20 protein-coding genes and 1 tRNA gene are annotated in these 23,483 nt (G+C 71.2%); 7 read left to right on the top strand and 14 right to left on the bottom strand.

Annotated elements, in window-relative coordinates; translation table 11 throughout:
- Window positions 1-431: 431 nt before the first annotated feature.
- From pheA to QF035_RS25995, 7 genes are all read right to left on the bottom strand, one after another.
- The gene (gene pheA, locus QF035_RS26025; protein ID WP_307523015.1) at window positions 432-1,364 is read right to left on the bottom strand and encodes a prephenate dehydratase; all 933 of its coding nucleotides are present in this window, start codon (window positions 1,362-1,364) and stop codon (window positions 432-434) included.
- An 88-nt stretch (window positions 1,365-1,452) separates the two neighbouring features.
- Window positions 1,453-2,841: an iron uptake transporter deferrochelatase/peroxidase subunit gene (gene efeB / locus QF035_RS26020; RefSeq protein ID WP_307523013.1), complete on the bottom strand. Its 1,389-nt coding sequence runs from the start codon at window positions 2,839-2,841 to the stop codon at window positions 1,453-1,455.
- Window positions 2,842-2,849: 8 nt separating this feature from the next.
- Complete coding sequence (locus tag QF035_RS26015; RefSeq protein WP_307523012.1) at window positions 2,850-4,856, bottom strand: copper resistance CopC/CopD family protein; 2,007 nt, start codon at window positions 4,854-4,856, stop codon at window positions 2,850-2,852.
- Window positions 4,857-4,870: 14 nt separating this feature from the next.
- On the bottom strand, window positions 4,871-5,374 hold the full coding sequence (locus QF035_RS26010; protein ID WP_307523011.1) for a copper chaperone PCu(A)C: 504 nt from the start codon (window positions 5,372-5,374) through the stop codon (window positions 4,871-4,873).
- A gap of 23 nt (window positions 5,375-5,397) precedes the next feature.
- Window positions 5,398-6,069 carry an SCO family protein gene (locus tag QF035_RS26005; RefSeq protein WP_189841584.1) on the bottom strand — a complete coding sequence of 224 codons (672 nt, stop codon included), beginning with the start codon at window positions 6,067-6,069 and terminating at the stop codon, window positions 5,398-5,400.
- Between the two features lie 126 nt (window positions 6,070-6,195).
- A complete protein-coding gene (locus QF035_RS26000; RefSeq protein ID WP_307523010.1) occupies window positions 6,196-6,942 on the bottom strand; it encodes a YcnI family copper-binding membrane protein in 747 nt (248 codons plus the stop codon).
- 128 nt (window positions 6,943-7,070) lie between these two features.
- Entirely contained in the window at window positions 7,071-7,901 is an 831-nt protein-coding gene (locus QF035_RS25995; protein ID WP_307523009.1) for a hypothetical protein, read from the bottom strand.
- A gap of 224 nt (window positions 7,902-8,125) precedes the next feature.
- Here QF035_RS25995 and QF035_RS25990 point away from each other — a divergent pair, with 224 nt between their 5' ends.
- From QF035_RS25990 to QF035_RS25980, 3 genes are all read left to right on the top strand, one after another.
- Window positions 8,126-8,584 (top strand): ATP-binding protein, encoded by a 459-nt coding sequence (locus tag QF035_RS25990; RefSeq protein ID WP_307523007.1) that lies wholly within the window; start codon window positions 8,126-8,128, stop codon window positions 8,582-8,584.
- Between the two features lie 101 nt (window positions 8,585-8,685).
- Window positions 8,686-9,645 carry an intradiol ring-cleavage dioxygenase gene (locus QF035_RS25985; protein WP_307523005.1) on the top strand — a complete coding sequence of 320 codons (960 nt, stop codon included), beginning with the start codon at window positions 8,686-8,688 and terminating at the stop codon, window positions 9,643-9,645.
- 33 nt (window positions 9,646-9,678) lie between these two features.
- Window positions 9,679-10,518: a triphosphoribosyl-dephospho-CoA synthase gene (locus QF035_RS25980; protein WP_307523004.1), complete on the top strand. Its 840-nt coding sequence runs from the start codon at window positions 9,679-9,681 to the stop codon at window positions 10,516-10,518.
- On the opposite strand, the gene QF035_RS25975 is transcribed toward QF035_RS25980, so the two are convergent.
- The 4 genes from QF035_RS25975 to QF035_RS25960 all read right to left on the bottom strand — a co-directional run bounded on the left by QF035_RS25975 (window position 10,493) and on the right by QF035_RS25960 (window position 16,561).
- Window positions 10,493-11,782 carry an MFS transporter gene (locus tag QF035_RS25975; RefSeq protein ID WP_307523002.1) on the bottom strand — a complete coding sequence of 430 codons (1,290 nt, stop codon included), beginning with the start codon at window positions 11,780-11,782 and terminating at the stop codon, window positions 10,493-10,495. The genes QF035_RS25980 and QF035_RS25975 overlap by 26 nt on opposite strands.
- A 100-nt stretch (window positions 11,783-11,882) precedes the next feature.
- The gene (gene pdxR / locus QF035_RS25970) at window positions 11,883-13,262 is read right to left on the bottom strand and encodes a MocR-like pyridoxine biosynthesis transcription factor PdxR (protein ID WP_307523001.1); all 1,380 of its coding nucleotides are present in this window, start codon (window positions 13,260-13,262) and stop codon (window positions 11,883-11,885) included.
- A gap of 189 nt (window positions 13,263-13,451) precedes the next feature.
- Window positions 13,452-14,939, bottom strand: coding sequence for an aminopeptidase P family protein (locus tag QF035_RS25965; RefSeq protein ID WP_373466719.1), 1,488 nt, complete (start codon window positions 14,937-14,939; stop codon window positions 13,452-13,454).
- Between the two features lie 110 nt (window positions 14,940-15,049).
- On the bottom strand, window positions 15,050-16,561 hold the full coding sequence (locus tag QF035_RS25960; RefSeq protein WP_307523000.1) for a PP2C family protein-serine/threonine phosphatase: 1,512 nt from the start codon (window positions 16,559-16,561) through the stop codon (window positions 15,050-15,052).
- 472 nt (window positions 16,562-17,033) lie between these two features.
- Here QF035_RS25960 and QF035_RS25955 point away from each other — a divergent pair, with 472 nt between their 5' ends.
- Both QF035_RS25955 and QF035_RS25950 read left to right on the top strand, forming a co-directional pair.
- Window positions 17,034-17,699 (top strand): bifunctional DNA primase/polymerase, encoded by a 666-nt coding sequence (locus tag QF035_RS25955; protein WP_307522999.1) that lies wholly within the window; start codon window positions 17,034-17,036, stop codon window positions 17,697-17,699.
- A gap of 55 nt (window positions 17,700-17,754) precedes the next feature.
- The gene (locus QF035_RS25950) at window positions 17,755-18,396 is read left to right on the top strand and encodes a hypothetical protein (protein WP_444968436.1); all 642 of its coding nucleotides are present in this window, start codon (window positions 17,755-17,757) and stop codon (window positions 18,394-18,396) included.
- 243 nt (window positions 18,397-18,639) lie between these two features.
- Here QF035_RS25950 and QF035_RS25945 read toward each other — a convergent pair whose 3' ends face one another.
- The 3 genes from QF035_RS25945 to QF035_RS25935 all read right to left on the bottom strand — a co-directional run bounded on the left by QF035_RS25945 (window position 18,640) and on the right by QF035_RS25935 (window position 21,469).
- Window positions 18,640-19,605, bottom strand: coding sequence for a DUF5926 family protein (locus QF035_RS25945; protein WP_307522996.1), 966 nt, complete (start codon window positions 19,603-19,605; stop codon window positions 18,640-18,642).
- Window positions 19,606-19,906: 301 nt separating this feature from the next.
- Complete coding sequence (locus tag QF035_RS25940; protein WP_269648275.1) at window positions 19,907-20,536, bottom strand: ATP-binding protein; 630 nt, start codon at window positions 20,534-20,536, stop codon at window positions 19,907-19,909.
- Window positions 20,537-20,656: 120 nt separating this feature from the next.
- Window positions 20,657-21,469 (bottom strand): glycerophosphodiester phosphodiesterase, encoded by an 813-nt coding sequence (locus tag QF035_RS25935; protein ID WP_055613982.1) that lies wholly within the window; start codon window positions 21,467-21,469, stop codon window positions 20,657-20,659.
- A 279-nt stretch (window positions 21,470-21,748) separates the two neighbouring features.
- On the opposite strand from QF035_RS25935, the gene QF035_RS25930 reads away from it, so the two are divergent.
- Both QF035_RS25930 and QF035_RS25925 read left to right on the top strand, forming a co-directional pair.
- The gene (locus QF035_RS25930; protein ID WP_307522995.1) at window positions 21,749-23,245 is read left to right on the top strand and encodes a S1C family serine protease; all 1,497 of its coding nucleotides are present in this window, start codon (window positions 21,749-21,751) and stop codon (window positions 23,243-23,245) included.
- 41 nt (window positions 23,246-23,286) lie between these two features.
- Window positions 23,287-23,373 (top strand) — tRNA-Ser (locus QF035_RS25925).
- Window positions 23,374-23,483 lie beyond the last annotated feature (110 nt).

Below are 23,483 nucleotides of genomic sequence, written 5' to 3'. Positions count from 1 at the left end.
GACGGACTTGTGGGCTGTAGGCCGATTTGTCGACTGAGTCGCGCTTCGTTGTCGACTTGTCCCCAGGTCGAGAAGCGTGCCTGTGGATAACTTCTGTGGACAGAGACAATCTGCAGGTAGGACTGGCCGAAACGGGCGGGCGGAGCCGACGGCTCCGCCCGGGAAACCGCACGGAAGACGGCCAGTGGCTGCCGGGTTGCCAACGGGTGTCCGCTCGGCGGCCGTGAGAGAAGCCCGCTCAGCAAGCCGCGGCCAGAAAGCCGCGGCCAGCGAACCCCGTTCAGCGAACTCCGCCCAGAAAGTCGCGCTTGGCAAAGCTCGCCCAGCAAGCCCTGCTCGGCGAGCCCGCTCAGCAAGGCCTGCTCGGCAAAGCCCGTTCAGTAAGCCGAGCAGAGCAAGCTCCGCCCGGTAACCCGCTGGGCACAGCCCGCCTAGAACCGGCCGTCCTGGCAGCGCGCCAGCCAGTCCGAGGCCGCCGCGAACTCGGTGTCGGACGTACCGGCCCGCGGCGCACGTACGTCCTTGGGGTCGACGTCGGCCTGCGGATAGGAACCGAGGAACCGTACCTGCGGACAGATCCGCTTGAGGCCCATCAGCGCCTCGCCGACGCGGCGGTCCGCGATGTGTCCCTCGGCGTCGATGGCGAAGCAGTAGTTGCCGATGCCCTCGCCGGTCGGCCGGGACTGCAGCAGCATCAGGTTGACCCCGCGGACGGCGAACTCCTGGAGGAGTTCGAGCAGCGCACCCGGGTGGTCGTCGCGCTGCCAGATGACCACGGAGGTCTTGTCCGCGCCGGTCGGCGCCGCGGGCCGGGCGGGCCTGCCCACCAGGACGAACCGGGTCTGCGCGTTCTCCGCGTCGTGGATCCCGGTCTCCAGGGCCTTGAGGCCGTACCGTTCCGCCGCGAACTCGCCCGCGAAGGCCGCGTCGTAGCGCCCCTCCTGCACCAGGCGGGCGCCGTCCGCGTTGGAGGCCGCCGACTCCCAGATGACGTCCGGGAGGTTGTTCTTCATCCAGTTGCGGACCTGCGGCTGCGCGGCCGGATGTGCGCTGACCGTCTTGATCTCCGAGAGCTTCGTGCCCGGGCGGACCAGCAGCGCGAAGGTGATCGAGAGAAGGACCTCGCGGTAGATCATCAGCGGTTCGCCGACGGCCAGTTCGTCGACGGTGGTGGTGATGCCGCCCTCGACGGAGTTCTCGATCGGTACGAACGCGGCCTCGGCCTCGCCGGCCCGGACCGCGTCGAGCGCGGCGGGCACGGACACCATCGGGATGAGCTGCCGGGTGGCCGACTCCGGAAGAGTCCGCAGGGCGACTTCGGTGAAGGTGCCCTCGGGGCCGAGATACGCGTAGCTGGCTGGCATGGCCTCACCCTAATGGGCCTTGCGCGGCAGGGCCCCCGCTTCCGGCCTCTGCCACCTCAGCCGTCCCAGCCGCCTCAGCGAGCTGATCTCACCCCTCCAGCAACTTCTGCCCCACGTACTCCCCTTCCGCCGCCCCGCCCGGCACCGCGAACAGGCCGCTCGACTCGTGCCGGATGAACGTGGACAGCGCGTCACCGCGGTCGAGCTTGCGCTGCACCGGTACGAAGCCGCGCAGCGGGTCGGCCTGCCAGCAGACGAAGAGCAGGCCCGCGTCCGGGACCCCGTCCGCGTCGATGCCGTCGTGGAAGGAGAACGGCCTGCGCAGCATCGCGGCACCGCCGTTCTCGTCGGGCCGGGTGATACGGGAATGGGCGTTGATGGGGACGACGAGCCCGCCAGCGGCGTCGGTCTTCTCCAGGTCCATCTCGGACGTCTCGGTGCCGCCGGAGAGCGGCGCCCCGGTGGTCTTCCGCCGCCCGATCACGTCCTCCTGCGCCTTGACCGAGAGCTGCTCCCAGTCGTCGAGGAGCATGCGGATACGGCGTACGACAGCGTACGAGCCGCCTGCCATCCACGACGGGTCGCCCGCGTCGGGCACGAAGATCCGCCGGTCGAAGTCGGACTCCGACGGCTTGGGATTGCGTGTGCCGTCGATCTGCCCCATCAGGTTGCGGGCCGTCATGGGCTGGGAGGTGGCTCCCGGCGAGCGGTTGAAGCCGTTCATCTGCCAGCGCACCTTCGCCGCCTGTCCCGCGTCCTTCTGGATCGCGCGCAGGGCATGGAAGGCGACGAGGGCGTCGTTCGAGCCGATCTGCACCCACAGGTCGCCGTTGCTGCGCGCCTTGTCCAGGTGGTCCGAGGAGAAGTCGGGCAGCGGGTCGAGGGCGATCGGCCGCTGCTTCTCCAGTCCCGTACGGGCGAAGAAGCTGTGGCCGAAGCCGAAGGTGACCGTGAGGGACGAGGGTCCGGCGTCGCGCGCCACGTCCGTGTCGGCGCTCGCGGACGCTTCGCCCGCCATCAGCCGCTGGGTCGTCGTCGACCAGCGCCGCAGCAGGGCGGCCGCCTCCTTGCGGCCCGCGCCCGCCGCGAGATCGAACGCGACGAGGTGGCCGCGGGCCTGCAGGGCGGTCGTGATGCCGGGCTGATGTTTCCCGTGAAACATCACCTCGTCCGCGCCGAGCGAGTTGAGGAGCGCGGTCTGGTCGGCGGAGGGCGCGGCGGCGTATCCGGCGGCCCCGCCCGCGGCGCCGAGCGCGAGGCCGGTGGCACCGGCGGTACCGAGCAGGCGGCGCCGCGAAATGACGCCCTTGGAGGGGGCCTTTTGGGAATCGGCCTCCCTAGGAGGGGCATTTTCGGAAGAGGCCCCCTTGGGAGCGGCCTTCGGGGCAGTGGCCTTCTGGGGGACGCCTCCCTGACCGGGTGCCCCTTCGGCGGGGGCACCCGGGGAGGACGTCTCCGGAGTGGACTGTTCAGCCATGGTGTCGTTCAGCCGATCTGCGCGTTCTTGTCCACGGTCACCTGGTCGATGTCGGAGGTCCGCACCGTCACCGCGATCGCCCAGTTGCCCGCCATCGGGATCTGTACCCCGGTCGCCGTCCAGTGTCCGGTGGCGATCCGGTCGGGGACCACGGGCAGCGGCCCGATGTCCTTCGCCTTCAGGGTGAAGGAGACCTTGACCTCGGGGATGTCGAAGGCCTTGCCGTTCGGCCGCTGTACGTAGACGTGCATGTCGTTGCCGCCGACGCGGGCCGGGTCGATCTCGACGCGCGCGAGGCCCTTGCCGTCCTTGCCTCCGGTGTCGAACGGGATGTCCACGGCCAGTGCTCCGGTGGCCTCCTGCGAGCTGGCGGCGGTGGCGGCCTCGGCCTCCTCCACCGTGCGTCCGGGTTCGGTGGACGTCAGCACGGTGGTGACGGCCAGCAGGACCACCGCGACGCCCGCCTCGGCGAGCACCGAGCGGCGCAGACCCGAGCGGAGCGGATCGGCGTCACGCCGGCGCTTCTCGCGCGCGGTGGCCACCGCTGCCCGCTGCCGGGCCAGTTGGGTGGCCCGCTTGCCGTCGCCGCTGCCCGCGGGCGTGGCGGCCGACTCCTTCTCGTCCTCGGTCTCGCGGTTCTCGTCCTCCGACCGCTCCGAGGTCGGGGCGGAGGTCTTCGCCGATGTCTTCGCTGCAGCCTTTGCCGAAGTCTTGGCCGAGACCTTGGCAGGCGTCTTCGCGGTGGCCTTCGCCGGCGTGGCCGCCGAGCTCTTCACAGCCTTCGCGGCCGGTGCCTGCGACAGCTGCGCCGTCCAGCGCCGCGATATCCACGCGATGCCGACGAGGACGACCACCAGGCCGATCTTGACGAGCAGCAGCTGCCCGTACGAGGTCCCGGTGAACGCGGACCAGGAGCCGAGCTGCCGCCACGACTGGTAGATGCCCGTCGCGGCCAGCACGGCCACGCTGCCGAACGCGATGCGGGAGAAGCGGCGTACTACGGCCGGCTCGATGGACGGCGCGCGGTAGAGCGCCACGAGCAGCGTCGACAGGCCGCCCAGCCAGACGGCGGCGGCAAGCAGGTGCAGCACGTCGACGGGCATCGAGATCCCGGTCTGGATACCGGTCGAGGCGTGCTCGGCCATGGCCCAGGTCGCGGCCAGACCCGCCGCCACGACGAACCCGCCGATGGCGAGCCCGAAGGTCAGATCGCCCTTCTCCTCGTCGTCCTCGCGCTTTTCGTACGCTCCGAAGAGCACGGCGATGAACAGGGCGCCCGCCGCGAGCAGCAGCAGGCGCGAGACCAGCGCCGCGCCCGTCTTGGTCTGCAGCACATCGCTGAGCAGGCTCAGGTCGAAGATGTCCCCGACCTTCCCGGAGCCGGTGTACGAGCCGCGCAGCAGCAGCATGGCGAGCGTGGCCCCGGTCAGCGCGAGCCACCCGGAGACGACCAGCCGCTGCACCGACCGCTCCCCGGTGCCCCGCTGCCAGCAGGCCAGCACGAAGGCCGCGCCGCCGACGAGGAGGATGAAGCCCGCGTACGAGAGATAGCGCGCGAAGCCGTAGAGCCCGCCCACCACTCCGCCGCCGGCCTCCTGGTCGGACACGGAGACGGAGGTCGTCGAGGGGGCCCCGATGGAGAAGGTGAAGGCGCCGGAGACGGGGTGGCTGTCCGCCGACACCACCTGGTAGGTGACGGTGAACGTGCCGTCCGGCAGGCCCGAGTGCAGCTTCACGGAGTACGTGTTCGTGCCCTGCTCGCTGGTCTTCCCGGTGTCGACGCGCTTGCCCTTGGGGTCGAGCACGCGCACCGATCCGTCGGACATCGCGACACCCTCGGAGAAGGTGAGCGACACCTGGGCCGGCGCCTCCTTGACCACCGATCCCTGCTGGGGGTCGCTCGCCGTCAGGGCGGCGTGCGCGGAGACGGGCGCGGACCCGGCGAGGAGCGCGCCGGTGACGGCGAGGAGCAGCAACAGCAGCGTCCGGACTCGGGGAGCGATGGTCTGGCTCACGGTTGGTCCCTCCCTCAGTGGTGAGACGTCGAGGACGACTGCATGGACGATTTGGTGGTCGCCGTGGGCCGGTAGGTGGGGGACTTCACCGGCATCTCGACCTTCATCGGCCCGGACTTGGTGAAGTGCAGCTCCAGGGACACCTTGTCGCCCTCCTTCGGCTTGCGCTTCAGCTTCTCGAACATGAGGTGGTTGCCGCCGCTCTCCAGGACGAGCTTCCCGTGACCGGGGACGTCGAGGTTCTTGACCTCGGTCATCGACTGCCCGGACGTCGTGTGGAGGGTGACCTCGCCGGCGACGTCGCTGGTGACGGAGGACAGCCTGTCGTCGGCTCCGCCGGCGTTGGCGACGATCAGGAAACCGGCCGCCATGGAGTCCGAGACCGGCTGCGGCATGTAGATCGCGGCGACGGACAGTTCGGGTTCCGAGGAGTCCGAGTCCGAGTCGCCGCAGCCCGCCAGGGCCAGGGCGGCGGCCACGACGAGGGCAGCCGCCGAGGCCCCCGTGGACGTGGACACCCTCCTGGCCGCCGTACGACGCGTCACGGCTTCTCGCCCTTGATCAGCTTGGGGAGGTCCTTGGTGTAGTCGTCGACGGTGGCGTCCTCGCCGTACAGCACGTAACCGCCGTCGGTCTTCGGGGAGAAGGCGATGACCTGGGTGCCGTGCATCGAGACGACCTTGCCGGTCTTGTCCTTCTTCGGCGCCTCGATGGAGATGCCGAGCGTCCGGGCGCCGCCCTGGATCGTGGCGAAGGAGCCGGTCAGGCCGACGACATCGGGGTCGATGCCCTTGAGCCACTTGCCGAGCGCGGCGGAGGTGTCCCGCTCGGGGTCGGTGGTGACGAACACGATGCGGAGCGAGTCCTTCTCGGCCTGCGTCACCTGTTTGTTCTGGGCGAGCTGCTTCTCGGCGACGGCGATGTTGTTCATCGTCAGCGGGCAGACGTCGGGGCAGTTGGTGTAGCCGAAGTAGATCAGTGTCGGCTTGCCCTTGGTCTCCTTGCGGAGGTCGTACTGCTTGCCGTGGGTGTCGGTGAGGACGAGGTCCGGCTTTTCGAACGGTTTGTCGAGGACCGTCGCGGCCTTGTCGGAGCCTGCCTCCTCGGAGACCTCGGCGACCGCGTTGTCGGCGTCGTCACCGCTGCCGCAGGCGGAAAGGGTCAGGGCGGCCGCGGCGAACAGCGCGGCCGCGGCGTACGTCTTCTTGCGCATAGTGCATTCTCCGGGGGGACGCCACCGCCGATCGCCGCTGTGCGGCGGGCCGGACCCCCGGCCGGAAAACGGATTCGGCCGGGGATCCCGGTGGGGCGTCCGAGGTTTCGATGGGTGGGACTTGGCTTACGCGGTGGTACGCCGACGACCGGCGAGCACGCCGAACGCCACGCCCGCCACGCCGACGACGATGCCCACGACGCCCAGTACACGGGCCGTGGTGTCGCTGCTGTCGGAGGAGGCGGCCTCGGTGGTCGAGGTGTTGGCGGCGGCCTTCGCGTCGTCGGCCTCCGCAGAGTCGTCGGAGGCGGAGGAGGCGGATCCGTGGTGGTCGCCCTCGGCGGCGGACAGGGCGAGCACCGGAGCCGGCGACTCGGGCTCCTCCGCGCCCTTCGTCGAGGTCTCGATCCAGCGCACGACCTCCTTGTTGGAGTACGTCTGGATCGCCTTGAACACCAGCTCGTCGGTGTCCTCGGGCAGCGCGCCGATGGAGAGCGGGAACTTCTGGAAGTAGCCGGGCTGGATGCCCTTGCCGTCGGCGGTCCAGGTGACCTTGGTGACGGCCTCGTTGATCTTCTCGCCGTGCAGTTCGAGCGGCTTGTCGAGCTTGGACTTGGTGACCTTGACGGTCCAGCCGTCGACGGCCTGCGGCATCACCGAGGCGAGCGGGTGGTCGGCCGGGAAGTTCACTTCGAGCTTGGTGGTCGAGGCCTTGTCGCGCTCGTTCGGCACCTTGAAGTTGACGGTCGCGTAGCCACCCTTGGCGGCCGTGCCCTCGGGCTGCACGCTGACGTGCGCGAACGCGGGGCCGGACAGGACTAGGACGGCGGAGGCGGCGACGGCACCGGTCGCGGCGATACGGGAAGCCTTCATGGCAGGGACACTCCACTTTCAGCACTGGTTCGGTGGCAGAACGGGGTTGCGCGTGCGAAAGAGCGGGCACGCGCGCGTGCCGCACGACGGTCCCCCGGGAGTGATACGTCCAGAAGTGGTGCGTCGCGTCAGGCGGCGAGGGTGAGAACCCTGTGGGCCGGCGGACCGCGCCGGACGACCGAGTGCTGAAGAGCGGTCGCTGGTACGGCCGGTGGCACGTACTCCGTGGCCCGCGGTACGCGCGGCGCCTCGGGGGACGTGCCCGGGAGACCCGCCAGCAGGGCGCGTACGAGCGCCAGGGCCCCGCGCAGGGAGACGAGCGCCCCTTCGGCCACTCCGTGCGCCGAGAGGCGCAGGAGGCGCCGCAGCGCGACGTCCCCGCGGCGCAGCAGCCATCCGGTGGCGGCGGCCGCGAGAACGTGGCCGAGCAACATGGACAGCGACGGCAGCGCCGACATCGGGGTCCCGGCGGCGGCCGACGCCATGGCGCCCGCCTGTTCGTGGGCCGCGTGAGCCGTGCCCGTGCCGCCCGCCCCGCCCGTACCGATCGCGTCCAGCCGGGCGTTGGCGAGGATCCGTTGCGCCTGGGCGGGGCTGAGCGTCGCGACGGACGCCCCGCACACCAGCCGGGCGGCCCGGGCCACGAGCGAGGCGTCCACACCCGCTGACGCCATCGCCGCCGTGCCGTGCTGGCCGAGCCCGAAGAGCGTGTGCAGTACGGCCTGGCCGACCGCCAGCAGCACGACGATGCCCGGCAGGGAGCGCTCACGCCCGGCGAGCGGCGCCGCGACGGCGAAGACGGCGAGGAATCCGGCGCCCAGCGACCACAGGGGAACCGTGGCGCAGGAGACGATCGCATGACCGGCCGCGGCCAGCACGACACAGACCGCGGTGAACACCGCGGCCCTCAGGACCCGGAGTTCACCTCCGGTGCACGCGCGCTGGTGGGGGGCAGTCATGGCGGGCTCATCATCGCACTGGGCTCACCCGCGCCACACGGCAGGTCCACAAGGTGACGTACGTTCCGGAAGGTCACGTTCTGACACCGGTAGTACGCACGTACACCGGCGGATGGCGCCGGCACATCCCCCGAATGGGCGGCATCACGTCAACGGCACGCTTACACCCGGCCCTGTGCGGCAATACGTATCGGTATGTCGAGCCGCGGCCAGGAGGCTGGAGCATGAGCATCTGGTGGTCCCTCCATCTCCGGCGTGAAGCGGCGAGCGTGCCGCTCGCCCGGCGCCTGCTGCTCGGCACGATGGAGTCGGCAGGGGTGGATCCCGACATCTCCTACGACCTCTCCGTCGCGCTGAGCGAGGCCTGCGCCAACGCCGTCGAGCACGGGGGCGAGTCCGTCCACGGGGAGTCCGGCGAGGCCTACCGGGTCACGGCCTACCTGGACGGCGAGACGTGCCGCATCGAAGTGGCCGACTCCGGACCGGGGTTCCCCTCGGGACGGGGACGCGCCCCGGTCCGCCCCGCCCACAGCGACGCCGAGAACGGCCGGGGCCTCTGTCTGATCCAGGAGCTCGCCGACCACGTCCACATCGGCAACAAGCCGGGCCGGGGCGGCGCGGTGGTCAGCTTCGACAAGATGCTCAAGTGGCGCGAGGACACGCCGCTGATGGCCACCCCCTAGGGAGGGTTGTTTTCCCGCCGACTTCGGCCTCCCCGGCATTCTCAGCGTCCTCACAGCCGCCCCCCATGTTCCTGACGGACGGCGTCCCTAGCTTTCCCGGCATGACGGGAACACACAAAGACACGACGATCACCCGGCGCCGCGCGATCGCGGTCACCGGTGGCACGGTCGCGGCCGGCGGGCTCGCGATCGCGGGATACCAGTCCGCCTTCGCCGACGAGACGACCGCCACGGCCACGGAGACGACGGCCACGGAGACGGTCGCCGCGAGCGCGTCCGCCGGTTCGAGCAGCGGCACCTGTGTCCTCATGTCCAGTGTCACGGAGGGCCCGTACTACCTGGACGGCGCTCTCGTGCGGAAGGACATCACCGAGGGCAAGAGCGGTGTCCCGCTGACGCTGCGCATCACCGTGCAGGACACCACCGAGTCGTGCGCCCCGGTGGCCGGCGCGGCCGTGGAGATCTGGCACTGCGACGCCTGGGGCTACTACTCCGGCTACACGACCGCCAACCCCGGCGGCTCGGCGCCCGCCGAGAGCGAGGACGGCTCGACAGCCGACGACAAGACGTACCTGCGCGGCTACCAGGTCGCCAACGCCAACGGGGTCGTCAAGTTCGAGACGATCGTCCCCGGCTGGTACACGCCGCGGACCTGCCACATCCACGTGAAGGTGCACACCGGCGGCGAGAAGGAGGACGGCACCTACGAGGGCGGCAAGGTCAACTTCACCGGCCAGCTCTTCTTCGACGACGCCGTCGCCGAGCAGATCTTCGAGCTGGAGCCGTACTCGCGGCACACCGGCACCTGGACCAAGCTCGACGACGACATGGTCTACGACGGCGGAGGCGCCTCCAGCGGCCTGCTCACCCTGAAGCCCGTCCACAAGAAGGACCCCTCCAAGGGCTACAAGGGATCCATCACCCTCGGCATCGACCCGGACACCGAGAACACGGGCGCGGGCAGCGGTGGTGGTGGCGGGACGCCCCCGAGCGGCGCGCCCGGCGATGCGCCGAGCGACGCCCCGAGCGCGTCGGCCTCCTCCACCGAATCCTCCTCGTAAGCGTTTACGTCGATGAGAGGCCGTGAGGTTTCGATGAGCAGCCGTGAGGACGAGACGCTGGCCCACGCCGCCGTGACCGCCCTGACCGGGCACCTGGCGCTGGCCCCCAAGCCCGGACTGCCCGACCCGCGTGACCTCGCCGCCCGCGCGACCGGCGAGGACCACTGCTCGCTGCGCTGGTCGGCCAAGGCGCTGGCCCCGGGCCTCGCGGCCATGGCGGCGGCCGCCCGCCGCACCGGCTCGGCGACACCGGAACTGAGGGCGGAGCTCGGCGCGATAGGGCGCTCCACCGAGCACTCGGTGACCCTGGCGGGCGGTGGCCACCGCGGAGCCCTGTGGGTGCTCGGCCTGCTGGTCGCCGCGGCGGCCCTGGAACCCCGCGCCACCGGGCGCGACCTGGCCGCGACCGCCAAGCGGATCGCGGCGCACCCCGACCGGCGGGCGCCGCGCCGCCCCTCCCGCGGCTCGTCGGTCTCCGCCCAGTACGGCGCGGCCGGCGCGAGGGGCGAGGCCAGGGCCGGATTCCCGCACGTAAGGCGGGCGTTGGACGCACTGGCCACGGCCCGCTCGGCCGGCGTCCCCGAGCCGTACGCCCGGCTCGACGCCCTGATGACCGTGATGTCGACGCTCCAGGACACGGAGTTGCTCTACACAGCGGGCCCGCACGGCCTGCGGCACGTCCAGGCGGGCGCCCGCGGGGTCCTGGCTGCGGGGAGCACGTCCACGGAGGCGGGCCGCGCGGCGCTGGCCGCCTTCGACGACGACCTCCACGCGCGCGCGTGGAGCCCCCGCGGAAGCAGCGGGCTGCTCGCGGGGGCCCTGTTCGTGGACTCGCTGCCGGTGACGGTCAGTTCACCGGTACTGGCCGCCTGACCATCGGTGCGGCGGCGGGCCGGCTGTCCGTCGCCCACCGCACGGCAGGACCCATCGCGTACGAGGCCGCCAGCATCAGGCCGCCGAGGAGCAGCCACCCGGGCGTCCCCCACCCCACGAGCAGCGACGTCAGGACCAGCGGCCCCGCGGTCCGCGCCACCGTCACGCCCGTACCGAAGAAGCCCTGGTACTCGCCCACCCGGTCGGCGGGGGCGAGGTCGAACGACAGCTGCCAGGAACCCGCCGACTGCTGCATCTCGGCGACGACCTGGAGCACCGCGCCGACCGTCAGCACGCCCACCGCCATCCAGGGCGAGACCCCCGCCGACAGCGCGAACACCGCGCACGACGCCAGCATCACGAGCCCCGAACGCCGCACCGCGCGCGTGGCCGACGCCGGCCCCCGAACCCCGCGTGCCATCCGTACCTGGAAGAGCATCACCGCACCGGTGTTGAGCACGAACAGCGCGGACACCAGCCAGGTCGGGGCTTCGGTCCGCTCGGAGATCCACAGCGGGATGCCCAGGCTCAGCAGCGGCATCCGCAGCAACAGCACGGTGTTGAGGAGCGTCACCAGGGCGTACGGGCGATCGCGCAGCACTCCGAGGGCGTCGCCGCGCCCCTTTTCGTCGGCCACGCGCGCGGACACCGCCTTCACGACGGGCAGCCGCAGCAGCACCGCCGCGCACAGCAGGAAGCTCACCGAGTCCAGCGCGAACACCCCGAGGTAGGCCTCCCGCGTGCCCAGGTGCAGCGCGAGTCCGCCGAGCCCCGCCCCCACCGCGAGACCGGCGTTGAGCGTCGACTGGAGGTGCGCGAGCAGCCCCGTCCGCTCCTCCCGGGACACCAGCCCGGCCAGCAGCGCCTGCCGGGCCGCCGCGAGCCCCGACTGCGCGGAGGCGTACACGCACGCCGCCAGCACGAACGGCACGAAGCCGCGTACGACGAGGAAGGACGCCACCGCGACGCTCGTCGCGAGCGCCAGCAGTACCGCCGTGCCGCGCGGCCCGCGCCGGTCGGTGAGCCGCCCAAGGGGCACGCCCACCAGCGAACCGACCGCCCACGCGACCGTGAGTCCGAGCCCCACGCGCGCGGGGGCGAGCCCGACGACGTGGGTGAAGTAGAGGGCGGACGTGACGTAGTAGGCACCGTCCCCGACGGAGTTGCTCAACTGGGCCAGGGCCAGAACGCGCTGCGGACCCGCGGGCGGGATCACGCGGCTCGTCTTCGCGGGGGCTCCGGCGGGTGCGACTCGGTTCGTCATGACTACGACGCTACGGATGGAATGGGGCTCTAAATAGGCCCAAAATTCATGTGCTTTCTTGGCCCAATCCAACCGGCTCCCGAGCCACCGCCCGGCGCGCTCAGCTCCGGCCCTCAGGCCCCTCCAGCACCCGCCCCAGCACCTCCAGCGCCTTCGGATAGACCCGCTCCCGAGGCGTCCCGTACCCCACCACGAGCCCCTGCGGCCGTCCGTCGTCCGCCGTGTGCCAGTGTTCCCCGAGGTGTCCCACCGCGAGCCCCTCCTCGGCGGCCCGCGCCAGCACCGCGGCCTCGTCGCTCACGTCGATCAGCGCGTGCAGACCCGCCGCGATGCCCCGGACCCCGCGCCGCGTCCCCACCCGGTCCAGCAACTGGTCCCGTCGCCGCCGGTACCGCAGGCGGCCCGCGCGTACGTGCCGGTCGTAGGCGTGGCTGTTGATCATTTCGGCGAGGGCCAGCTGGCCGATCGACTCCGTGTGGTGGTCGGTGTGCAGCTTGGCGTCGGCGATCGCGTCCACGAGGTGCGGCGGCAGCACCATCCAGCCGAGCCGCAGCGCGGGCCCGAGCGTCTTGGACGCCGTCCCCAGGTAGACGACATGTCCGGGCGCCATCCCCTGAAGGGCGCCCACGGGCTGCCGGTCGTAGCGGAACTCCCCGTCGTAGTCGTCCTCGACGATCAGCCCTCCACGCGCGCGTGCCCAGTCGGTGAGGGCCCGCCGCCGCTCCGGGTGCAGGGTCACCCCGGTCGGGTACTGGTGCGCGGGCGTGAGGACGACGGCCGCCGCATCGTCCAACCCCCTTACCGAAGCGCCCCGTTCATCGACCTCCACAGGGGCCACGGTTCCGCCGTTGTGCCGCACCACGTCCCGGTGGAAGGGGAGGCCGGGGTCCTCCATGGCGATCACTCCGGCGTCCAGCACGCGCGTGAGGAGCGCGAGCCCCTGCACGTACCCGGAGGTCACGACGATCCGCTCGGGCGGCGCGATCACCCCGCGCGCCCGCCCCAGGTACCCCGACAACGCCGTCCGCAGTTCGATCCGGCCGCGCGGGTCCCCGTAGTCGTAGGCCAGGGAGGGCGCGCTCGCGATGGCCCTGCGCAGCGCGCGCAGCCAGGCCGCCGCCGGGAACGTACCGACGTCGGGACTGCCGGGCCGCAGATCGAAACGGGGTGCACGCGCGCCTGCCGTCGCCTCCGGCGCGTCCGCGGCCGGGGATTGCAGCGGGGCGACCTGTGTGCCGGACCCCTGCCGCGCGGTCAGATATCCCTCGGCGATCAGCTGGTCGTACGCCGACTTGGCCGTGCCGCGCGAGATCCCGAGCTCGGCCGCGAGCCGGCGCGTCGCGGGCAACCGTGTCCCGGGTGCCAGCCGCCCGTCCCGTACGGCATCGCGCAACGCCCGTTCGAGCCCGGCCCGGCGCCCGTCGGCGGCATCGGGTTCGAGGTGCAGATCGACACCGACGCCGGACCAGAACGCGTCCACAGACAAGTCCTCCTCAGTGAAACGCGTCCCTTCTTTCAGGGGCGCGGGGCCGTGACATGGTGCGGCTGCGCCGCGGGGCCCGAGCGACCACCGGCCGCCGGGGCACGGCCAGCCACCGACCGCGCGCAGACGTATGGCCGGGCACCACACTGGTACCCGGCCATTCATGTCATGTCAGCCCATGTCGTGTCAGCCCTTGAGGGATGCCATCCACGCCTCGACCTCGTCCGACCGGCGAGGCAGCCCGGCGGACAGGTTCCGGTTCCCATCCTCCGTGACGAGGATGTCGTCCTCGATGCGGACGCCGATGCCCCGGTACTCCTCGGGCACGGTCAGGTCGTCCGCCTGGAAGTACAGGCCCGGCTCGACGGTCAGGCACATGCCCGGCTCCAGCGTGCCGTCCACGTATGTCTCCGTCCGCGCGGCCGCGCAGTCGTGGACGTCCATGCCGAGCATGTGACCGGTGCCGTGCAGCGTCCAGCGACGCTGCAGCCCCAGCTCCAGAACGCGCTCCACGGGGCCCTCGACGAGCCCCCACTCGACCAGCTTCTGGGCCAGCACCCGCTGCGAGGCGTCGTGGAAGTCGCGGTACTTGCCGCCCGGCTGCACGGCCGCGATACCGGCCTCCTGGGCCTCGTACACGGCGTCGTAGATCTTCTTCTGGATCTCGCTGTACGTGCCGTTGATCGGCAGCGTGCGCGTGACGTCGGCGGTGTAGAGCGTGTGGGTCTCCACGCCCGCGTCGAGCAGGAGCAGATCCCCCGAGCGCACGGGGCCGTCGTTGCGCACCCAGTGCAGCGTGCACGCGTGCGGCCCGGCGGCGCAGATGGAGCCGTACCCGACGTCGTTGCCCTCGACCCGCGCGCGCAGGAAGAACGTGCCCTCGATGTAGCGCTCGGACGTGGCCTCCGCCTTGTCGAGGACCTTCACCACGTCCTCGAAACCGCGGACCGTCGAGTCGACGGCCTTCTGCAGCTCGCCGGCCTCGAACTCGTCCTTGACCAGCCGTGCCTCGGAGAGGAAGACGCGCAGCTCCTCGTCGCGCTCGGCGGTCACCTTGTCGGTGAGAGCCGCCTCGACGCCGACGTCGTAGCCGCGCACGACCCGCACCGGGCCGGTCGACTCGCGCAGCGCGTCGGCGAGCTCACGGACATCGGAGGCAGGGATGCCGTGCAGCTGCTCGGCCTCGGCCAGGGAGTGGCGGCGGCCGACCCACAGCTCGCCCTGGCCGGAGAGCCAGAACTCGCCGTTCTCGCGGTCGGAGCGCGGCAGCAGGTAGATCGTGGCCTTGTGGCCGCCCGACGTCGGCTCCAGGACCAGGACGCCGTCCTCGGTCAGGTTGCCGGTCAGGTACGCGTACTCGACCGAGGCACGGAAGGGGTACTCCGTGTCGTTCGAGCGGGTCTTCAGGTTGCCCGCCGGGATCACCAGGCGCTCGCCCGGGAAGCGCGCGGAGAGCGCGGCACGGCGGGCGGCGGTGTACGCGGCCTGCGGGATCGGCTCCAGGCCGTGCAGCTCGGTGTCGGCCCAGCCGGACTTCATGCTCTCGGCCAGCTCGTCGGACACGCCCGGGTACAGGCCGTTCTTGCGCTGCTTGAGCGGCTTCTCTTCATCCGCCTGGTCGGCGTCATCGTCAAGCACAGCTTCCGGGGTCTCCGGGTTGAGCGCCTCCGACACGGTCTGCCTCCTCGATACGACTCTGGACGCCCTCCATCGTACGGTCGTACGGAAGGACGCCCAGGGCCGGAAGACCTGTCACGCGGGGCTCGCCCGAAGGGATCGGACGCTCACTCGAAGCATGCCGCCAGGAGCACCACGTCCTCGTCGCTGTCGGCGACGTCGAGTCCGTCCGGCAGCACACTCCGAAGGACGTGATCGGCGACCGCGCCCGGGTCGGTGCGCAGCGCCCTGGGCACGGACGCGGCGGCCGCGTGCAGCCGCGAGAAGGCACGGTCCATGGGGTCGCCGGTGCGGTGCAGCAGCCCGTCCGTGTAGAGCAGAACCGTCTCTCCGGCCTCGGCCTGGAACTCCACGCTCGGCGCCTCCCAGCAGGCGAGCATCCCCAGGGGCGCCGACAGGGACGTCTCCACGTACTCCGTGCGCCGCTCGCTGATCACCAGCGGCGGGCTGTGCCCGGCCCCGGCGAGCGTGATCCTGCGCAGCGCGGGCTCGCAGTACGCGAACAGGGCGGTGGCGGAACGGGCGGGCTCGGTCAGCCGCAGCAGCAGTTCGAGGTCGGACAGGACGGCGACCGGGTCCTCGCCCTCCATCACCGCGTACGCCCTCAGGGAGGCCCTCAGCCGGCCCATCGCGGCGACCGCGCTGGGCCCCGACCCGGTGACCGACCCGACCGCGAGGCCGAGCGCGGCGTCGGGCAGCGGCAGTGCGTCGTACCAGTCGCCGCCGCCGCGTGGTCCCGTGCGGTGCCGGGCGGCGAGCTGGACGCCGGAGACCCGGGGCAGCCGCGAGGGGAGCAGCTCCTCGGAGATGGTCGCCATGCACGCGCGCGTGCGGTCCAGTTCCACCAGCCGGGCCAGGTGCTCGGCCGCGTAGCGCGCGTACAGGCCCACCAGGTGCCGCTGGCGCTCCATGGGCTCGGCGGGCTCGTCGTACAGCCACACGGCTGCGCCCAGTCGGCCCGCCTCCTCCGTGGACAGCGGGAGCGCGTAGCTCGCGGCGTAGCCGAGGCGGGCGGCGACCTCGCGGTGGCGGGGGTCGAGGCCGTCCTCGGAGAGGAGGTCGGGCTGGGCGATCTCGCCCTCGCCCCCGGGAAGACCGTCGAGGATCTTGCCGTACGACATGGCGCTGCGCGGGACGGTCTCGATGTGGCCGAGATCGGCGCGGGCGAGACCCAGGCCGATCGTGGTGTCGGGGCCGAGTCCGTCGCCCGGTTCCAGGACCACGAGACCGCGCCGGGCGCCCACGAGGGCGGCTCCGGCGCGCAGCAGCTCCTGCAGCGCGTCCGGCAGTGCGGCGGTGCGCGCCAGGCGCTCGGTCAGTTCGTGCAGAGTGGTGAGATCAGAGACCCAACCTGCGAGTCTGTCCTGAAGAACGGCCCCGGGGGCGTGTGGAGAAGTGGTCGAAGAGGTACCCGGGGCGGCAGGCGCGGGCGCGACAGTGTGTGTGGGCGATGGAACCGTTGAATCGATTCCGGCCACTTTCGGGAGGTGAGGGGCGTTCATGGCGTCCGGCTTTCCGACCGGTGCGTATTGCTCAATAGCATCGCAAACCCCCATGTCATTCTGCGCCGCTAGCAGTGTCTCCACATGTACACGCACTCGTGAGGGGATGTCCAGCATTGTCCTGCCGGGATTCCTGGTGTCCGTGGGACCGTTGCGGAAATGCAAAGTTGGCTTAAAACTGACTCGAGTCTCGGCGTATTGAGGTCGACTGGCCTTGTTCGACGGAGCGTCACAGCGGTCGTGATGGGTACGTACTCGGTGAAGGCCAGGGGTGGTTGGGATCGTCCCGGAACCTGGCGACGGACCCGGGCGTCTTAACCACCGACGACCGTGCCCCATCCTCCCGTGGCGGAGGCGGCGAGAAATACGCGCGACGGCAAACGCCAGGCGCCGCCACCCCACGCCATGCCCGTGCTTTTGCCAGACGCAGTATGGACGCGGACGCAGCCCAACGCTCGGCCCATAGGGGTTCCCCTTGTCTCTGACGGGGGTGTGATGCGCCAGTAGGTACGCACAGTGAAGTGATCGACACATGGTGTGATGTGGTCCTCGGTGTTGCCAGGCGTGCAACGGAAAGGAACGAGCGCTCATGCGCGAGATCCTCGGAAAGCGACGCAGGCTCCTGTCCAAGCGAAACGGCGGACAGCCTGAGATGCTCGGCGCGGCCCTGACCTTCGCGACCGCATGGCAGTGGCCCGTACTCCCGGGAGTGGCGGCGGACCCGCAGGGGCGGGCCCGATGCGCGTGCCCCGACCCGGAATGCACAGTGCCCGGTGCCCATCCCTTCGACCCCGGCCTTCTTGCGGCCACCACCGATGAGCGGATGGTGCGCTGGTGGTGGACGAACCGTCCTGCGGCGCCGATCATCCTGGCCACCGGGGACAAGGCCCCGTGCGCGGTGAGCCTGCCGGCGCTCGCCGCGTCCCGCGCGCTCCTCGCGCTCGACCACATGGGGATGCGCCTCGGCCCCGTGATCGCGTCCCCGACGCGCTGGGCGCTGCTCGTGAAGCCGTACTCCCTGGAGCAGCTCGGCGAGTTGCTCTACGCCCAGGACCACGTTCCGGGCTCGCTGCGCTTCCACGGTGAGGGCGGCTATGTGGCGCTGCCCCCGTCCGAGACCGGCCAGGGCCAGCTCCGCTGGGAGCGGGCTCCGCTCCCCGGTTCGGCCGCCCCCTGGGTGCCCGATGTCGAGGCGGTCGTGGACGCCGTGGTGGAGGCCCTCACCCGTACGGGTGTGAGCGCCCCCGAGTTGTAGGGAAACCGGGCGCGCGGCGAGCCGCGCGCCCGCCCTCGCTCGTTATGTTCCTTTCATGCTGCGTCACTCCCGGGGACGACGAGCCCCAGGCCCTCGAAGAGTCCGCCCGATCGCGCTGGCGGGCGTGGTAGCGCTCATGGCCGCGCTGCCACTGGCCGTGGCCTCCGCGGGACCTGTGGGTGACATGGATTCCGCGACCACACGGACCTCCGACGACGGCTCCGTACGTGCCTCGGGCGCCCGTGTCTCCGACGACGCCCCCGCTGCCGCCGCCGGTCGCGCCGGCGCACCACAGGCGCCCGAACCCCGCTCCGCGCCCTCCGAGAGCTCCCTGACGCTCGGCCTGGGCCTTGCCACCGCCGCCCGCTGCGGTCCCGAACTCGCCTCCCCCGACGGCATCGAGGCACAGACCTGCGTGCTGACCCAGGGGCAGGACACCTGGGCGCGTACGTACTACCGCAACGCGACCGGCGACGATCTCACGTCCGTACTGACCCTCATGGGGCCCGCGGACCGCACCGTACGGATGCACTGCGCCGTGGGCGCGGACGACGAGCCGGGGGTGTGCGAGACACCGCGGGAGCGCACGGCGGGGGGCGCGGGTGCGTACACGGCGGTCGTGGAGTTCGCGAAGGGGGCCGAGGGGCCGCTGTTGTTGCGCTCGGGGAGCAACTCACCTGCGCAGACTGCGCGTTGAGGCTTCTGCCGACAGGGGGCCCGAATCCGGGAATGAGAAGACCCGGTTGCTGGCGACGGGGGATGCACCAGCAACCGGGCTAATGGAACGGTAACAAGAGATCGGCGGTTCGCAAATTCGATCTCGGCTATTCGGACACCGACTTCCCTGCCACAACGGGGAGTTGTGACAGGAGTCACCCGGTCGACGACCCTGTCGGCCGACTGACCGGTCGGCCAGTCCCAGCTGGGTGTCGGCTGTGTCTCAGCTGAGCGTGACCTGCCGGTTGGTGAGACCGCCGCGCGCCCGGCGCTCGTCCGCGGTCAGCGGTGCGTCCGAGGCCAGCGCGCCGGCGAGCCGCTCGGCGAACTCGGCCGCCGGCTTCTCGACATCCTCCGACGTGACGCCGGTCGGCAGGTCCCAGACCGGCACCGTGAGGCCGTGGGCACGGAAGGAGCCCACGAGACGGGTGCCGTCGCCGAGGCTCGACCGGCCCGCGGCGTGCAGCCGGGCGAGCGCGTCCAGAAGCTGCTCCTCCGGGTGCGGCATGACCCAGCGCAGGTGGTTCTTGTCGGGCGTCTCGCACCAGTACGCGGCGTCGACACCCGCGAGCTTCACGGTCGGGATGGCGGCGGCGTTGGCCCGCTCCAGGGAGGCGGTCACCTCCGTGGTCGCGTTCTGAGCGTCCGGAACCCAGAATTCGAACCCCGGGTGCACAACTGGCTCGAACGCGCCTTCGGGGTCGAGGAGGTCCTGCAGCCGCGGTCCGTCGGCCGGGGCGCGGCGGCCCTGGACCGGAGTGCCGGGCTCCGCGGTGAGCGCGCGCTGGAGCGTGTCGGCCAGGTCGCGGCTGATGTCACCGGACGCCGTGTCGTTCTGCAGGCCGATCAGGACCGAGCCGTCTTCGCGGCGCAGCGCGGGCCACGCCATCGGCAGCACCGTCGCGAGTGTGACCGACGGGACGCCCTCCGGGAGCGCCTCCTTCAGATGCAGCTCGACGGTGGCCGCGGGCACCAGCTCGCGCAGCGCGATCCAGTCCGCTTCGCCCGCCAGTGCTTCGAAGGGGCGGTGCACCAGCTCGGTCACGGCGTGCGCGGCGGCCCGTCCGTGACAGGCCTTGTAACGGCGGCCGCTGTTGCATGGGCAGGGCTCGCGCGCCCCGACGACCGGGATCTCTCCATCCGTCAGCTGAGGCTGCTTGGCCTTCGTCTGGGGTCGCTTCTTGGCCATCGTGGATGTCTCCCGGTTACGGCTCGACTCGTACGGGCGCGAGCCTAGCCGCTCGTACGGGGAGCCACGGGACCCTGTGGCCAACGTGCCGAGTCGTCCCGGAAGCGGTGATTCGGTTCGTCCTCGAACCAGTGCTTCCGTCTGCTTCGGGTTGCTTCGGCCCAGGTCGTCCTGGGTTCGGGCCGTCCGGGCTTCGGGTCGTCCTGGGGGTGAGGTGATTCTCGGCTCGGGTCGCCCTCGGCTCGGGCCGCTGTCGGTTCAGGCGTTCCCCGGCTCGGGCCGCCGTCGGCCCGGGTCGTTCTCAGTCCAGGCTGTCGAAAGCGTTCCCGAAGTCGAGGTCGGGTATCGCGGACACCGACGGGGCCGTGACCCGCGCGGCGAAGTCGTCGCGGCGATGTCCGGCGTGTGCGTCCTTGTGCACGACCACCCACACCGTGACCTCACCGCGGGCGTCGTCCCGGACGCCCCAGTCGTCGGCCAGCGCCGTGATGATGTTGAGCCCGCGGCCGCCGCGCGCGGTGACCGAGGGTGTGGCCGGAACCGGACGGGTCGGACCGCCGCCGTCCGTCACCTCGACGGTGAGCCTGCCGGTCGGTTCGACGCGCCACGCGGCCCGGACGTCGCCATCCCCTGCCAGTGCGTCACCCAACGGCCTGCCGTGTCGGCAGGCGTTGCTCAATAGTTCGGAAAGGATCAATACGGCATCGTCGATGACCGTTTCCGCCACACCGCCGGTGCGCAGCTGAGCCCGCATCCGGTGTCTTGCTTCCCCCACGCCCGCAGGGCCATGGGGTACGGCCATGCTCGACGACGTGGGCACCTCCTGTGCCACCACCAACGCCACCCCCGAGACCTCCTTTGCCCCACGCCACGGTGTGAATGCCCCTCTGGACTGGACCGGAAACCGGCCAATGCACGTGCAGTGACGCACTCGTAACGATCGAATACGGATCGAACGCGCCGGTGCACTCCCTGTAATCGCGTGGCCAGAATTCGACGATGTGGCCGAGGTGCGAGGGGTGGCTGAGCGAGGGCCCCACAGGGCCCCAGGTCAGCGGCCCAACTGGTGGAGCACCGCGCGCGGGCGGTTGGTGATGATGGCGTCGACGCCCAGCTCGACACAGAGATCGACATCCTCGGGCTCGTTCACCGTCCATACGTGAACGTGATGTCCGGCACGCTTCAGGCGCTCGATGTACGCCGGGTGATTGCGGACGATGCGCATCGAGGGACCCGCGATCCGCACCCCTGCGGGCAGTCGACCGTCGCGCAGCCGGGGCGAGACGAACTGCATGAGATAGACGGTCGGCAGGGTCGGGGACGCGGCGCGGACGCGGTGCAGCGAGCGCGCCGAGAAACTCATGACGCGTACGGGCGACTCGGCGGCCGAGGGCGGAGCGTCCAGGCCGAAGCGCTTCAGCAGTACGAGCAGGCGCTCCTCGACCTGGCCCGCCCAGCGCGTGGGGTGCTTCGTCTCGATGGCGAGCTGTACGGGACGGCCGGCGTCGGCGACGAGTTCGAGCAGCCGCTCCAGGGTGAGGACGGACTGCTGCTCCCAGGACGGGGGCCGCTGCTGTTCCCAGTCGGGCGCTTCGTCGCGGTTCTTCCAGGAGCCGAAGTCCAGGGTGGCGAGGTCGGCGAGCTCCAGGGCGGAGACGGCGCCGCGGCCGTTGGAAGTGCGGTTGACGCGGCGGTCGTGGACGCAGACGAGATGTCCGTCCGCGGTCAGCCGTACATCGCACTCCAGGGCGTCCGCCCCGTCCTCGATCGCCTTCTCGTACGCGGCCAGGGTGTGCTCCGGGGCCTCTTCGGAGGCCCCGCGGTGGGCGACGACCTGGTTCAGGTGCTGTCGTGCGTGGGTCACCGCGTCATGGTGCCATCGCGAGTGGGTAGGCGTGAGGTCGATGGCGTGGTGCATGCGATGGTTTTGTCGGACCTGTCCGATATAAATGAAGATCCCGGAGTCACAGGCACCGCTTATGGTGCCCTGACGGCCCATGGGAAAAGCTGACGGCATACAAAAGCACATGCACAGCTGAATCGCGCCGGTTCCTGAACACATGCGGGTGGAGTCATGAACACACGTGAGTGATCGTGACCGAGTGCGACCTGACTGAACAGCCGTGGATCGAGAGGAAGAGCTGTGAGCACCGAGAACGAGGGCACTGCGGTACCCCCGGCCCCGTCTGCACCTCCCGTGCCGGTGGACACTCCTGCTGCTTCCGTGCCGCCGGAGCAGGGGGTGTCGCCGGGACCGGATCCCGTGGACCCCCATCGGGGCACGGCTCCGTCCCAGGGACCGGCCTACCCCCAGGAGTCGGGCGTTCCCCAGGAAGGCGCGCCGACGGCCACGTTGCCCCCGGTTCCCTCCGGGGCGCCCGAGGCCGCGGGCCCGGCACCGGAAGCGGGCGCCTGGCCGCCTCCGCCGCCGGCCACACCGTCGTACGCGAGCGGGGGCGAGGGCGGTTCGGGCGATGTCTGGGGCTCCTCGTACCAACAGCCGGCGCCCAAGCCCAAGTCGGGCGGGCGCGGCGGTCTGGTCGCCGCGGTCCTGGTGGCCGCGCTGGTCGCGGGCGGCGTGGGCGGTGGCATCGGCTACTGGGCGGCCGACCGGAACGACGACTCCACGGGCTCGACGACGGTTGCCGCCTCCCAGAGCGGCGGCGACCTCAAGCGTGACCCGGGCACGGTCGCGACCGTGGCCGCCACCGCGCTGCCGAGTACGGTCACCATCGAGGCCGAGGGGAGCAACGGCGAGGGCGGCACGGGCACCGGCTTCGTCTTCGACACCCAGGGCCACATCCTCACCAACAACCACGTGGTGGCGGAGGCGGTCGACAGCGGCAAGCTCTCGGCGACCTTCTCGAACGGCAAGAAGTACGACGCCGAGGTGGTCGGCCACGCTCAGGGCTACGACGTCGCGGTCATCAAGCTCAAGAACGCACCGAGCGACCTCAAGCCGCTGCACCTGGGCAACTCCGACGAGATCGCAGTCGGCGACTCGACGATCGCGATCGGCGCGCCCTTCGGTCTGTCGAACACGGTGACCACGGGCATCATCAGCGCCAAGAACCGCCCGGTGGCCTCCAGCGACGGCAGCGCCCAGAGCAAGGCCTCGTACATGAGCGCCCTGCAGACTGATGCCTCGATCAACCCGGGCAACTCCGGCGGCCCGCTGCTGGACGCGAACGGCTCGGTCATCGGCATCAACTCCGCCATCCAGTCCTCCAGCGGCGGCGGCCTGGGCGGCACGAGCCAGTCCGGTTCCATCGGCCTGGGCTTCGCGATCCCGATCAACCAGGCGAAGACCGTCGCCCAGCAGCTGATCAAGACCGGCAAGCCCGTCTACCCGGTGATCGGCGCCTCGGTCTCCCTGGAGGAGGGCACGGGCGCGAAGATCACCGAGCAGGGCGCCAGCGGCTCGGACGCGGTCACGCCGAACGGCCCCGCCGCCAAGGCCGGCCTCAAGCCCGGCGACGTCATCACCAAGCTCGACGACCGGGTGATCGACAGCGGCCCCACCCTCATCGGCGAGATCTGGACCCACAAGCCCGGCGACACCGTCAAACTCACCTACACCCGCGACGGCAAGCAGCAGACGGCCGAAGTCACCCTGGGCCAGCGCGAGGGCGACAGCTGACCCGTTAGTCTTGTCCCCGCGCCGATCTCTCAGCGGCGCGGGGTGGGTTGCCCGAGCGGCCTAAGGGAACGGTCTTGAAAACCGTCGTCGCAGCGATGTGACCGTGGGTTCAAATCCCACACCCACCGCAGTGCGAGAAGCAGGGGCGTCCGGAACCGAGAGGTTCCGGACGCCCCTGCTTGTTCTTGGTGGTGTGCAGGCGTTTTTGGTGTGCACGCGCGCGCGAGTGGTCGTTTTT

It is taken from the genome of Streptomyces umbrinus (assembly GCF_030817415.1).
In the GTDB taxonomy this organism is placed as follows: domain Bacteria; phylum Actinomycetota; class Actinomycetes; order Streptomycetales; family Streptomycetaceae; genus Streptomyces; species Streptomyces umbrinus_A.
The sequence above is the reverse complement of the archived record's forward strand: the minus strand, read 5'-3'. Positions and strand labels throughout refer to the sequence as shown.

Bases quoted from the DNA above. Each gene is read 5' to 3' on its own strand.
- pheA (WP_307523015.1), bottom strand. From the start codon at position 1,364: ATGCCAGCCAGCTACGCGTATCTCGGCCCCGAGGGCACCTTCACCGAA.
- efeB (WP_307523013.1), bottom strand. From the start codon at position 2,841: ATGGCTGAACAGTCCACTCCGGAGACGTCCTCCCCGGGTGCCCCCGCC.
- QF035_RS26005 (WP_189841584.1), bottom strand. From the start codon at position 6,069: ATGCGCAAGAAGACGTACGCCGCGGCCGCGCTGTTCGCCGCGGCCGCC.
- QF035_RS26000 (WP_307523010.1), bottom strand. From the start codon at position 6,942: ATGAAGGCTTCCCGTATCGCCGCGACCGGTGCCGTCGCCGCCTCCGCC.
- QF035_RS25995 (WP_307523009.1), bottom strand. From the start codon at position 7,901: ATGACTGCCCCCCACCAGCGCGCGTGCACCGGAGGTGAACTCCGGGTC.
- QF035_RS25990 (WP_307523007.1), top strand. From the start codon at position 8,126: ATGAGCATCTGGTGGTCCCTCCATCTCCGGCGTGAAGCGGCGAGCGTG.
- QF035_RS25985 (WP_307523005.1), top strand. From the start codon at position 8,686: ATGACGGGAACACACAAAGACACGACGATCACCCGGCGCCGCGCGATC.
- QF035_RS25980 (WP_307523004.1), top strand. From the start codon at position 9,679: ATGAGCAGCCGTGAGGACGAGACGCTGGCCCACGCCGCCGTGACCGCC.
- QF035_RS25975 (WP_307523002.1), bottom strand. From the start codon at position 11,782: ATGACGAACCGAGTCGCACCCGCCGGAGCCCCCGCGAAGACGAGCCGC.
- QF035_RS25960 (WP_307523000.1), bottom strand. From the start codon at position 16,561: ATGCTGGACATCCCCTCACGAGTGCGTGTACATGTGGAGACACTGCTA.
- QF035_RS25955 (WP_307522999.1), top strand. From the start codon at position 17,034: ATGCGCGAGATCCTCGGAAAGCGACGCAGGCTCCTGTCCAAGCGAAAC.
- QF035_RS25950 (WP_444968436.1), top strand. From the start codon at position 17,755: ATGCTGCGTCACTCCCGGGGACGACGAGCCCCAGGCCCTCGAAGAGTC.
- QF035_RS25945 (WP_307522996.1), bottom strand. From the start codon at position 19,605: ATGGCCAAGAAGCGACCCCAGACGAAGGCCAAGCAGCCTCAGCTGACG.